Here is a 12,231-nt window from a genome sequence, read left to right on the forward strand (position 1 = left end):
GAATCACTCTGCCGACGCTCTCCTCCCGGTGCTCTTGCCAGCACTGCCCGCCGGCCGTGGGAGGGGCTTGTGGACGAGTTGAATCAAGGCAGCCCGATGGGCTGGATTCGCTGGGCTCTGCGGTTCAACAACGGCTTTCTGGCGCTGCTGAGTTTCGCGTTCCTGGCGATCTTCATCGTCCTTCTGTTCGAGATGCATCGGGACGCATGGCGGCAAGCCATGACCACGATGGATGATCACGTCAATTCGGTGAGCGGCGATGTCCTGAGGGACGTCGAGATGTTCGACGGCGCCTTGCGCTCCTTGCAGACCAGCGCTCTCCTGGCCCGGCCCGAGCAGACCCGCTCGATGCTTCAAATGCTATCGGGCCCGCTTTCACGAGCGGGTCGCCTGCTCATCCTCGATGAAACCGGATCGACCGGCGGCCGGGCCGGAACGCCAGGCGCCTCATACGGCCAGATCGATTTCTTCAAGAGCCACCTGGAGACGGTGAGACACAGCCTCTTCATTGGGTCTCCCTTCACCGACCCCGCGAGCGGTGAGCCGGCGATCGGCTTCAGCCGCCGGTTGCAGGACACGTCTGGCGCTTTTGCCGGAGTCGTGGCGGTCGTGGTGCCGATGGCCTATCTCCGCGAGAGCACCGAGGGTCTGGAGGCCACGCGAACCAGCGCGGTCGGCCTCTACAAGGCGGACGGCACGGCGTTGGTCTCGCCGTTCCGCAGCTCCGCGGCCGCCGGCATACCGCAGTCGAGCAAGGAACTGCTGCCGTATCTTTCCAAATTCTCCAGTCTGCTGATCGACCGCGATCCCTACAGCGGCATCAAATGGGTGACGAAGTTCCGCAGAGTGCGCAACTTTCCATTGGTGGTTACGGCCTCGGTTTCGGAGGAAAAGATCTATGCTTTCTGGCGCGAGATCGCCTGGGCGCTCGGCGCAGTCTATGCGATTCTCATCGTTGCTTTTGCAGCTTTCGGCTTTCGCCTGACGCGCGAGCTCAAGCTGCGCCGCATGAACGAACATCGTTACCGCCAACTCAGCGATCTCGATGGGCTGACCGGCATCGCCAACCGACGCCGCTTCGACGAATCCGCCGTGATGCAATGGCAGCGCGCCGAGCAGACCTGCAAGGCGCTTTCGCTGCTGCTCATCGACATCGACCATTTCAAGAACTTCAACGACTCCTACGGCCATCAGCAGGGCGACGACTGTCTGCGTCTCGTGGCGGAAACCGCCGGTCAGTGCGTGCGCGACACCGACCTCTTGGCGCGCTACGGCGGCGAGGAGCTTGTGGTGGTGTTGCCAGGCCTCGACATCGCGACGGCACAGGCGGTGGCCGAGCGCATTCGTTCGTCCATCGAGGCGCTGGCCGTGCCCCACCGCGGCCACCCGACCAGGGGCGTGGTCACGGTAAGCGTGGGATGCGCGGCCACCTATCCGGCCTGCCCGCCGGTGGGAGCAACGGTTGCCGATCTGGTGGCCGCCGCCGACCGGGCCCTCTATCGCGCCAAGGCCAGCGGCCGGAACATGGTGGCGATGGAGGACGTGATCGCTCCGCCGCCGTTCGAGCGCCCGAGCAGGGAACGGGTGCAAGGCATCAATGAGATCAGGCGGCGGGAAGCGAAAGAACATCCCACGGAGCCTCTCCCCGTTTGACGGATGCTGACGAGATACGGCCGGTCTTCCAGATCTGATCGAAGCCGGAGGAATGGACAGGTGCGCGGGATGCGATGCACGGCTTTCGCATCTCTAACACCGTCAACTTTATGGCGCAGCCGCAATGGAGTTGCTGACGTCCGAGGAATCCGGAGAAGCGGCGGCTCCGGCTTCCCTTCCTCGACCCGCCTCAAGATTGGCTTTCATCTTAGCGAAGGCGGCTGCGATCGAATTCCGGCCGGCCTCATCGAAGCCCTCCCACAATCTCTCCGACAGGGCGAGGTGCAATGGCGCGACCTGCTCCAATAGACGTTCCCCGCCCGTTGTGGCCTCGACGATCCTGACGCGACCGTCCTTGTGATCGCGCCGGCGCTGAACCAGCCCCTCGCCCTCGAGCTTGTTCACATAAGCCGAAATCGTCATCGGCTCGACGCCCATCTGCTCTGCAATGGTGATCTGCCGGGCGTCGCCCAGCCAGAAAACGTTGAAAAGCGTTCTAACCAAGCCTTCCGTTAGGGATGATCCGGCCCCAATTTCTCGGTCGAAAACAATTTTCCAGTGTCGCGCCACCTCAGCAAGGAGAAACCCGAAGTCCATCGCGTCGATCTGGCATGCTGTCTTGGCGGCTTCATCCATGTTTCGACCAAGCTTTCCCCAGTGCCGGCGCGCCGGTGTGCCCCGGCCAAGCTACATTGACTTTGCGTCACAGCAAACGGGGAAGGAATTTTTTACTACCCTGAGGCCCCGAGGACGAGCAAGAGCTGAAAGTTACAGATTCTGGGAGAAGATCAGCAGTCGTCGCATTAACGATTTCGGCGGCTGGCCTATATGATCCGCGAGAGTGCCGCATGCCGTTTCCGGCGCGTGCGGCCAGGGTTTGTCCTGGACGGACCCGTTTCATCGCGTCGCGCGGTTAAAACCGCTGCGGCTCTTGAAGGTCACTGCCCAGTCAAGAAAGGGAACGCCCCCTTATGTGCGGAATTTGCGGCGAGATTCGGTTTGACGGCCGACCTGCTTCCCCAGACACGCTCTCGCGAATGGCTGCCTGCCTCGAACGGCGAGGGCCAGACGGTGTCGGTCAGATCGTACGTGGCAGGATTGGCCTCGGCCATCGCCGACTGAAGATCATCGATCTGTCCGACAAGGCCGAGCAGCCCATGGTGGACCCGGCCCTTGGTCTCTCCATCGCCTTCAACGGCTGCATCTACAACTATCCGGAGCTGCGTCAGGAGCTGCAGGCTCTCGGCTACAGCTTCTTTTCGCATGGCGATACGGAAGTGATCCTCAAGGCGTTCCATGCCTGGGGCAAGGATTGCGTCAAGCGCTTCCACGGCATGTTCGCCTTCGCCATCGCGGAGCGTGACAGCGGCCGTGTGACACTGGCTCGCGACCGTTTCGGCATCAAGCCGCTCTATCTCTCCCAGGACGAAAAGCGGCTCTACTTTGCGTCTTCGCTGCCTGCCATCTTGCAAACCCGCGACGTCGACAAATCGATCGACCGAGAGGCGTTGCACCACTACATGACTTTCCACGCGGTGGTTCCACCGCCGCTGACCATCATCAAGGGCGTGCGAAAACTGCCGCCGGCGACGGTGCGTGTGGTCGAAGTGGACGGAAGCTTCTCCGACGAGGTCTTCTGGGCGCCGACCTTCGGAATGCGTCCCGGCGACGAGAAGCGCTCGTCCGAGGATTGGCGCGATCTGGTCATTGACGAGCTGAAGAAGGCGGTTCGGCGCCGCATGGTGGCCGACGTTCCTGTCGGCGTGCTGCTTTCCGGCGGCGTCGATTCCTCGCTCATCGTCGGACTTCTGGCCGAGATGGGGCAGAAGGACCTCAACACCTTTTCCATCGGCTTCGAGGACGCCAATGGCGAGGTCGGCAACGAGTTCGTCTATTCAGATCTCATCGCCGAGCATTACGGCACCCGCCATCACAAGATCTTCGTACCGGGCTCCGAGCTGATGGAGCATCTACCGGGCGCGATCGGCGCGATGTCGGAGCCCATGGTGTCCTACGACAACATCGGCTTCTATCTGTTGTCGCGCGAGGTCTCGAAACACATCAAGGTGGTGCAGTCAGGCCAGGGGGCGGACGAAGTGTTCGGCGGCTATCACTGGTATCCACCGATGCGGCAGGCCAGCGATCCGCTCGCCGCCTACTCGAAGGCCTTCTTCGACCGCAGCCACGAGACGCTGAAGAGCCAGCTCTCGCCCGAATGGATGGCCGACACGGACGTCAGCCGCGACTTCGTCGCCGCGCACTTCGCCCAGGCCGGTGCGGAAAACCCGGTGGACAAGGCGCTGCGCATCGACGCCCACGTGATGCTGGTGGACGACCCGGTCAAGCGCGTCGACAACATGACCATGGCATGGGGCCTGGAGGCGCGCGTGCCCTTCCTGGACCACGAGCTGGTGGAAGCGGCGGCGCGTGTTCCCGCCGAGGAAAAGCTCAAGCAGGAGGGCAAGGGCGTCCTCAAGGAGGTCGCGCGCCAGGTGATCCCGTCCGAGGTCATCGACCGCAAGAAGGGATACTTCCCGGTTCCGCAGCTCAAATATCTCTCAGGCCCGACGCTTGAGATGGTGCAGGACGCCCTCGGCTCCGAGGCTGCCCGAGGACGCAATCTCTTCCAGAAGCGCTATCTCGACGCACTCTTCGACGATCCCGGGGCGCACATCACGCCGCTTCGCGGCTCGGAGCTCTGGCAGGTCGCTCTCCTCGAACTCTGGCTTCAGCAGCAGGGGCTTTGAGCCATGGGTGAGCATGACGACAGCAAGGAAAGCGGCCCAGGCGCGGTCCTCGACTGCGGTTGGGGCAAGCTGATCTTCGGCCAGACCTTCGATGACCCCGCGGCGATCGTCGACCTTCTGCGCGCGGAAGTGCCGGAGCGACGCGACATCGCCTTCTATGTGAAGGACCCACACGTGGTCCTCAGCCATGGCCCGCAGGAGCTTTTTCTCGATCCGTCCCACACGTTCCGGCTCGACCTTCACGGCTTTCACCCCTCGGCGGAAACGCCCCCGGGCTTTTCCATCCGCCGGCTCAAGTCGGAGACCGACGCCCAGGAGGTGAACCGGATTTATCAGAGCCGTCGCATGGTGCAGGTCGAGCCGGCCTTCTTCTGGCGCCACCGCGCCAGCCGCGAACTCATCCACCTGGTGGCGGTGGACGACGTGACCAACGCGGTCATCGGAACGGTGACGGGCGTCGACCACAGCGCGGTCTTCGACGATCCGGAAAAAGGGTCTTCGCTCTGGTGCCTGGCGGTCGATGCGCAGGCCGTTCATCCGGGCATCGGGCGCGCTCTGGTCGAAGCCCTCGCCCAGCATCTCAAGGAGGCCGGAGCCGCCTTCATGGATCTGTCGGTGATGCACGACAACGAATCCGCCATCGCACTTTATGAGAAGCTCGGCTTCCAGCGGATCCAGGTGTTTGCCGTCAAACGCAAGAACGAGATCAACGAGCGCCTGTTCACCGGCTTCGCCGAGGATTTCGACGCCCTCAATCCCTATGCCCGGATCATCGTCGACGAAGCATTGCGGCGCGGCATCCATGCCGAGATCACGGACGCGGCCGGCGGCTTCTTCCGGCTCACCTATGGCGGGCGCTCCATCCACTGCCGCGAGAGCCTCTCCGAACTGACCTCCGGTGTCGCGGTGTCGATCTGCGACGACAAGGCCGTGACGCGGCGCGTGGTGCAGGCGGCCGGAGTGGTCGTGCCGGAGCAGACGGAAGCGGGCGAGGATGAGGCGGCCATCGCCCGCTTTATCGAGAAGCATGGCGCCATCGTCGTCAAACCGGCGCGCGGCGAGCAGGGGCGAGGCGTTGCCGTGGGCCTGCGCACACTGGATGAGGCGAAAAGCGCGATCGCGGTCGCGCGCCAGCACTCGAACAGGGTCCTGATGGAGGCCATGTTCGATGGTGACGACCTGCGCCTCATCGTCATAGACTTCCGTCTCGTCGCGGCGGCCATGCGCCGTCCTCCCATGGTGACGGGCGACGGCAAGCACAGCATCCGGGACCTGATCGAGCGTCTTTCGCGCCGTCGCTCAGCCGCCACCCATGGCGAAAGCCAGGTGCCGCTGGACGGCGAGACGGAACGCTGTGTCAAGGACGCAGGCTACGCCATGGACGACGTGCTTCCGGAAGGGACGACGATCAAGGTCCGGCGCGCCGCCAATCTCCACACCGGGGGGACGATCCACGACGCCACCGGAGAGGTTCACCCACGCCTCGTTGAGGCGGCCATCGCCGCCGCCCGCGCCATCAACATTCCCGTCTGCGGCATCGACCTCATGGTGAAGTCGCCCCGCCAGCCGGATTACGTATTCATCGAGGCGAACGAACGGCCGGGGCTGGCCAACCACGAACCGCAGCCGACGGCCGAGCGATTCATTGATCTCTTGTTTCCCCTGTCGATCCCGTCTTCAGTGCGTGTCGCACAACGGAACCGGCTGAGGAGTTGATCGTGCCGCGGCTGACAATCGATACGAAATACCTGACCAATCAGCTCAAGGCCCTTCTCGCGATCCCCAGTCCGACGGGCTACACCGACACGATCGTGCGATACGTCTCGCGCGAGCTGGAACGCCTGGGCCTCACGGTCGAGCTGACGCGCCGTGGAGCCATCCGGGCCTTGTGGCAAGGCAGCCGCCGCGCCTCGGCGCGGGCCATTGTCAGCCATGTCGACACGCTCGGCGCGCAGGTGAAGGCACTGAAACCCAACGGGCGCCTGGAGCTGGTGCCCATCGGAACCTGGTCTGCGCGCTTTGCCGAGGGCGCGCGCGTCATGCTCTTTTCCGACAAAGGGACCTATCGCGGCACCATCCTGCCGCTCAAGGCTTCTGGCCATACCTTCAACCTCGATATCGACACCGCCCCCATCGGTTGGGATCATGTCGAGCTTCGCGTCGACGCGCTCGCCCGCGACCGCCATGAACTGATGCGGCTTGGCATCGAGATCGGCGACATTGTCGCCATCGATCCCCAGCCGGAATTTCTCGACAACGGCTTCATCGTCTCGCGGCATCTGGACAACAAGGGTGGCGTCGCCGTCATGCTCGCCGCGCTGGAGGCCATGGAGCGGGAAAAGACCGTCACGCCGGTCGATATCCATTGGCTGTTCACGATCGCCGAGGAGGTCGGCGTCGGTGCCGCCTCTATCCTGACACCCGATATCGCCTCCATGGTGGCCGTGGACAACGGCACCTCCGCGCCGGGGCAAAATTCCTCCGAGTTCGGCGTCACCGTGGCGATGGCGGACCAGACCGGTCCCTTTGACTACCATCTGACGAAGAAGCTGGTGCGCCTCTGCCAGGAGGAGGACATCCGCTACCAGAAGGATATCTTCCGCTATTATCGCTCCGACTCGGCCTCCGCCATCGAGGCAGGCCACGACGTCCGGACGGCGCTCATCACCTTCGGCGTCGATGCCTCCCATGGCTGGGAGCGAATTCACGTCCACGCCCTTCGCTCGCTGGCGGAACTCATCACCGCCTATGTCACCTCACCGGTCGAGATCGAGCGCGACCGGAACCTCCACGCAGGCCTGAAAGGCTTCACCCGCCAGCCTCTCGCGGAGGCGGAGCAGGATCTCGCCAGCGACTCGGATCCGGCTGAGTAGCCGCTAGTAGACGTTAGCCGGTCACCGAGCCGGAGCTTTTCGGGTCCTGCCTGCCGACCTCTCGGCAAGGTCTCTGTCCAATGATATGGCGAGCGCGGAATCCTGAGTGCCTTGGTGCGCGGCGGGAACGGCTCGTCACTTCGTTCACGAAGCCGTTGCCACCCGTGCCGAGAAGCGGGGAAGAGGTCGCAAGGCAGATCATGTTCGATACAGTGACAACCGTCCTCGAATGGTTCGGACTCTGCATCTTCAGCGTGACAGGCGCGCTGGTCGCCTCTCGCAAGCAGATGGATATCACCGGCTTCGCTTTGCTCGGCTGCGTCACCGGCCTGGGCGGCGGAACCTTCCGCGATCTGGTTCTCGGCCTGACGCCGGTGTCCTGGGTCGAACATCCCAGCTACATTATGGCGACGCTGATCGTCGCCTGCCTGACCTTCTTCTTCGCCCATATTCCCCAGTCCCGATATCAGTATCTGCTGTGGTTCGATGCCGTGGGCCTCGCCCTCTTCGCCGTGGTGGGCGCGGAACGCGCGCTCAACGCCAGCAACGACCCGATCATCGCCGTTGCGATGGGAGTTGCGAGCGCGGCGTTCGGCGGAATCCTGCGGGACATTATCGGCCAGGAGGAACCGGTAGTCCTGAGCCGCGAGATCTATATCACCGCCGCTTTGGCCGGCGCGGTCGTCTTCGTGGCGCTGGTTCGCCTTGGTGTGCCGCGTGAAATCGCGGTGGGTCTCGGCTTTTGCACGGGGCTCATTCTCAGAGGCGCGGGGTTGATCTGGGGCCTGTCCTTTCCCCGCTATCAGCCAAGACCCGGAAGGCCCATCGGCAAGCCCTGATGATCGCCGCGACGCGCCCCTGCTTGGTCGGGTGCGAGAGTATCCGAAGGTTTGCACGCTGCGCCTCGTCGGCAAGCACGGCTTGGCGATCCCGTCAGGAGTAAGCTATAGCTTTTGATCGATGGTCGCCCGGTGGACTCAGCCGGGCGTGAAAAGGGAACTCGGAAGGGTTGCGACCCCAAGCCGAGGCTGCCCCCGCAACTGTATGCGGCGAGCCTGCGCTCACATGCCACTGGCCAGCGGCCGGGAAGGCGAGCGCGCGCTTAGACCCGCGAGCCAGGAGACCTGCCATCGCCAACCGCGCCGTCCGGCGCAATTTTCAACCTTGTCCGCACGGCGGGTGCGGAAGGAGTTTTGGAATGCATATCGAACCCGGCGTCGTCGACGGCGCCAAGATCGTCCTTAGCTATGCGACGGCCGTCGCTTCCTTTGGCCTTGCCGCCAAGATGGTGCGCGATACGGTCCGCTCCGACGGCGCCCTCGCGGTCGCGGGACGCAGCCTCGTCACGACGGCCCTCGTCTTCTCGTTTTTCGAGCTTCTGCCCCACCATCCGGTCGGCGTGTCCGAGGTGCACCTCATTCTCGGCTCGACGCTTTATCTGATGTTCGGCGCCGGGCCGGCGGCCATCGGCCTTGCCATGGGGCTGCTGATCCAGGGACTGTTCTTCGCGCCTTTCGACCTGCCGCAGTACGGCATGAACGTGACGACGCTTCTCGTTCCCCTGTTCGCGATGGGATTCATCGCCAGGCGCATCATTCCGGCGCGCACCGCCTATGTCGACGTCACCTATCGGCAGGCGCTGACGCTTTCCACGTCCTATCAGGGCGGGATCGTCGCCTGGGTCGCCTTCTGGGCGCTTTATGGGCACGGCTTTACCGCCGCCAACCTCGCCTCCATCGCCTCCTTCGGCGCGGCGTACATGACGGTGATCCTGGTCGAGCCGCTGGTCGATCTGGGAGTTCTCGCCGGGGCGAAGTCGCTTGCCGGGCTCACTCGCAATCCGCTGTTCCTGCGCCGCCTGCACCAGGCGGCCTGACACCCACCGGCTCAACCCGGCTGAGGTCGACAAATCCGAAGGCCGCGCTCCCCAGCGCGGCCTTTGCCGTCTCTGCCGTGCGGTTCAGTGCCGCTCGTGAAGACATTCGCCGTGATCGCCCAGCACCTCGATCACCCGGCAATGAGCGACCGTATCCCTCGGGCAATCCGTCATTCGAACGACTTCCTCGCGCAGCGCGGTGAGCCGCGCGATCTTGTGGTCGATGTCGGCGAGATGGGTCCTGGCGATGGCGTCGGCGTCCGCGCAAGACCGCGACGGATGATCGGAAAGCTCCAGCAATTGCCGAATCGCCTCGACCTCAAAGCCGAGCTCGCGCGAATGCCGAATGAATCGCAGGCGCTGAAGGTCGGCTTCGTCATAGAGGCGCCTGTTGCCCTCGGTGCGCGCCGTCTCGGGCATGAGGCCGATCTGCTCGTAATAGCGGATCGTCGGCACCTTGATACCGCTCGCCTTGGACGCCTCTCCGATCGAAACCCCATGACCCATCATTTTTTCGCTTGCTCCTCTAGCCGCTAGAGGAAGTACGCCTGCGGTCGCACCCAATCAAGGAGGCCGCAAATGGACCAGGAACTCACCGCCACCACCCTCAGCGTCGTCGGCATGGACTGCACGGGATGCGCGCGAAAGATCGACGGCGCACTGCGCGCCCTCGAGGGCGTGCGCGACGTTTCCCTGCACTATCCCGACACGACGCTGGGCGTGCTGCATGACCCTCGCGTCACCGAAAGCGATATTCGCACGAAGGTCGAAAGCCTCGGCTTCGACGTCGGCGCCGCGCCGGCTCTGTGAGGCCGCGCCATCACGCGGGCGGCGACACTCCTCTGAGGGCCGCCCTGCCCGGCGTCCATACGGCTCGCAGCCTCGCGATCCGATGAGGGATGATCCAAATGAGCGAAACATTGATGGAATCGCGCTTCCGCGTGACCGGCATGGATTGCGGCGCGTGCGCGGCGAAGATCGATACGGCTGTCCGCCGCATGTTAGGCATTGTCGAGGTGTCCGTCTCCTATTCGGCGGGGACCCTGGCGGTGCGCCATGACGGCACGGTCGAGGACGACGCTGTCGTCCAGCAGGTGAAGCAGCTTGGCTTCGACGCTCGCGCCAACGCCCCGGAGGCCGGCGATGCGGCACCCCCTGCCCCGGTCCAGGATTCGAACTGGTGGCAGACGAAGAAGGCGCGGGCGACGCTGGCCTGCGGCATCGCCCTCGTGGCGGCCTATCTTGTCGGCCACCTCTTCCCGTCAGTGGAGTGGGCTGCCTTCGTGCTGGCGCTTCTCGTCGGGCTGGTTCCCGTTGCCTGGCGGGCCATCGTCGCCGCGCGCTTCGGCACGCCCTTCTCCATCGAGATGCTGATGACCGTCGCCGCCGTGGGCGCGGTGATCATCGGCGCGACCGAGGAAGCCGCCGCCGTCGTCCTGCTCTTCCTGATCGGTGAAATGCTGGAAGGCCTTGCGGCAAGCCGCGCCCGCCAAAGCATCTCGGCCCTGACCGATCTGGTTCCCAGAACCGCTCTGGTGGAGGAAGACGGCCAAGCGCGCGAGGTTGCCGTCAACCAACTCAATATCGGTCAGGTGATCCTGGTGCGACCGGGCGACCGCATCGCCGCCGACGGCGAGGTCGTCGAGGGGACAGGTGAAGTGGACGAGGCACCCGTGACGGGCGAGAGCGTTCCCAAGTCGAAGGGACCGAAGGACGCGGTCTTCGCCGGAACGGTCAACGCAGCCGGTGTCCTTCGCGTGCGCGTCACCGCGACAGCGGCCGACAACACCATCGCGCGCATCGTCCGGCTGGTCGAGGAAGCGCAGGAGGCCAAGGCGCCCACGGAACGCTTCATCGACCGTTTCGCGAGGGTCTATACGCCCATCGTCGTCCTGGCGGCCGTCCTCGCCGCCACCGTGCCGCCGCTGCTCTTCGGCGCGCCCTGGCCCGAGTGGATCTACAAGGCGCTAGCCCTTCTCCTGATCGGCTGCCCCTGCGCGCTGGTGATCTCGACGCCCGCCGCCGTCGCCGCCAGTCTTTCCGCCGGGGCGCGTCGCGGCCTTCTGGTCAAGGGCGGCGCGGTCCTCGAAAACCTGCGCGGCTTGACCGCGATCGCCTTCGACAAGACCGGCACCCTCACCGAGGGCAAGCCGAAGATCACCGATGTCCGTGCCTTCTCGCGCTCTGAAAAGGCGGTCGTCTCCATGGCGGCGGCTCTGGAACGCGGGTCCAGCCATCCCCTCGCGCTGGCGGTTCTCGACGAGGCGAAGGCGAGCGGCGCCGCCATTCCTCCCGCCTTCATGGCCTCGGCCATTGCCGGCGAGGGCATCTCCGGCAATGTGGGGGGAGAAACCGCCTTTTTCGGCGCGCTCGCGGCCGCAGAGCGACGCGCCGAGCTGAGCGCCGAAGCCCGCTCGGCGGTCGAAGCATTGAACATGGATGGCAAGACCGTTTCGGTGCTGATCGTCGGCGGCGAGGCGGTCGGCCTCATCGCTTTCCGTGACGAACCTCGTCCCGACGCGCACGCGGGATTGGCGAGCCTGCGCACCGCCGGTATCCGCACGATCATGCTGACGGGCGACAACAACCGCATCGCCGAGGCTGTCGGCCGCGACCTCAGCATCGAAGCGCGCGGCGGGCTGATGCCGGAGGACAAGCAGCGCATCGTTCGATCGTTGCAGCAGGAAGGGCTGGTCGTCGGCAAGGTCGGCGATGGCATCAACGATGCCCCCGCCCTTGCGGCGGCCGATATCGGCATCGCCATGGGCGGCGGCACCGATGTCGCGCTGGAAACGGCCGACGCGGCGGTTCTGCATGGTCGTGTCTCGGATGTCGCCGACCTCATCGCGCTCTCCCGGGCGACGATGCGCAATATCGCGACCAACATCTCCATCGCTCTCGGCCTGAAGGCGGTGTTCCTGGTTACGACCATCATGGGGATCACGGGGCTTTGGCCCGCCATTCTCGCCGACACGGGAGCCACCGTGCTGGTGACGGCCAACGCCATGCGCCTCCTGGGCTGGAAGCCCCGCTAGGACTGGTGTCAGCAGGGGATTGCGCACCGCTCCCGATGCGCAATCCC

The 12,231-nt window shown here is 64.7% G+C and carries 10 protein-coding genes and 1 riboswitch; of the genes, 8 read left to right on the forward strand and 2 right to left on the reverse strand.

Features of this window, described 5'->3' with window-relative positions; all coding sequences use genetic code 11:
* Window positions 1-69: 69 nt before the first annotated feature.
* The gene (locus B5D38_RS17695; protein WP_131829962.1) at window positions 70-1,653 is read left to right on the forward strand and encodes a sensor domain-containing diguanylate cyclase; all 1,584 of its coding nucleotides are present in this window, start codon (window positions 70-72) and stop codon (window positions 1,651-1,653) included.
* Between the two features lie 108 nt (window positions 1,654-1,761).
* Here B5D38_RS17695 and B5D38_RS17700 read toward each other — a convergent pair whose 3' ends face one another.
* On the reverse strand, window positions 1,762-2,289 hold the full coding sequence (locus B5D38_RS17700) for a MarR family winged helix-turn-helix transcriptional regulator (RefSeq protein WP_078709775.1): 528 nt from the start codon (window positions 2,287-2,289) through the stop codon (window positions 1,762-1,764).
* 335 nt (window positions 2,290-2,624) lie between these two features.
* Between B5D38_RS17700 and B5D38_RS17705 the strand changes: the two genes are divergently transcribed.
* The 5 genes from B5D38_RS17705 (at window position 2,625) to B5D38_RS17725 (ending at window position 9,149) form a co-directional block, all read left to right on the forward strand.
* On the forward strand, window positions 2,625-4,400 hold the full coding sequence (locus B5D38_RS17705) for an N-acetylglutaminylglutamine amidotransferase (protein WP_078709776.1): 1,776 nt from the start codon (window positions 2,625-2,627) through the stop codon (window positions 4,398-4,400).
* A 3-nt stretch (window positions 4,401-4,403) separates the two neighbouring features.
* The gene (ngg, locus tag B5D38_RS17710) at window positions 4,404-6,116 is read left to right on the forward strand and encodes an N-acetylglutaminylglutamine synthetase (protein WP_078709777.1); all 1,713 of its coding nucleotides are present in this window, start codon (window positions 4,404-4,406) and stop codon (window positions 6,114-6,116) included.
* 2 nt (window positions 6,117-6,118) lie between these two features.
* Window positions 6,119-7,273, forward strand: a complete 1,155-nt coding sequence (locus tag B5D38_RS17715; RefSeq protein ID WP_078709807.1) for an osmoprotectant NAGGN system M42 family peptidase — start codon at window positions 6,119-6,121, stop codon at window positions 7,271-7,273.
* A 200-nt stretch (window positions 7,274-7,473) separates the two neighbouring features.
* Window positions 7,474-8,112, forward strand: coding sequence for a trimeric intracellular cation channel family protein (locus tag B5D38_RS17720; RefSeq protein WP_078709778.1), 639 nt, complete (start codon window positions 7,474-7,476; stop codon window positions 8,110-8,112).
* A 105-nt stretch (window positions 8,113-8,217) separates the two neighbouring features.
* A riboswitch (cobalamin riboswitch) is annotated at window positions 8,218-8,419 on the forward strand.
* Between the two features lie 52 nt (window positions 8,420-8,471).
* The gene (locus B5D38_RS17725) at window positions 8,472-9,149 is read left to right on the forward strand and encodes an energy-coupling factor ABC transporter permease (RefSeq protein ID WP_078709779.1); all 678 of its coding nucleotides are present in this window, start codon (window positions 8,472-8,474) and stop codon (window positions 9,147-9,149) included.
* A gap of 84 nt (window positions 9,150-9,233) precedes the next feature.
* On the opposite strand, the gene B5D38_RS17730 is transcribed toward B5D38_RS17725, so the two are convergent.
* The gene (locus tag B5D38_RS17730) at window positions 9,234-9,656 is read right to left on the reverse strand and encodes a MerR family transcriptional regulator (protein WP_078709780.1); all 423 of its coding nucleotides are present in this window, start codon (window positions 9,654-9,656) and stop codon (window positions 9,234-9,236) included.
* Between the two features lie 72 nt (window positions 9,657-9,728).
* Between B5D38_RS17730 and B5D38_RS17735 the strand changes: the two genes are divergently transcribed.
* Both B5D38_RS17735 and B5D38_RS17740 read left to right on the forward strand, forming a co-directional pair.
* The gene (locus B5D38_RS17735) at window positions 9,729-9,959 is read left to right on the forward strand and encodes a heavy-metal-associated domain-containing protein (protein WP_078709781.1); all 231 of its coding nucleotides are present in this window, start codon (window positions 9,729-9,731) and stop codon (window positions 9,957-9,959) included.
* Window positions 9,960-10,057: 98 nt separating this feature from the next.
* A complete protein-coding gene (locus B5D38_RS17740) occupies window positions 10,058-12,184 on the forward strand; it encodes a heavy metal translocating P-type ATPase (protein ID WP_078709782.1) in 2,127 nt (708 codons plus the stop codon).
* Window positions 12,185-12,231: the final 47 nt, after the last annotated feature.

This window comes from Consotaella salsifontis (assembly GCF_900167365.1).
In the GTDB taxonomy this organism is placed as follows: domain Bacteria; phylum Pseudomonadota; class Alphaproteobacteria; order Rhizobiales; family Rhizobiaceae; genus Consotaella; species Consotaella salsifontis.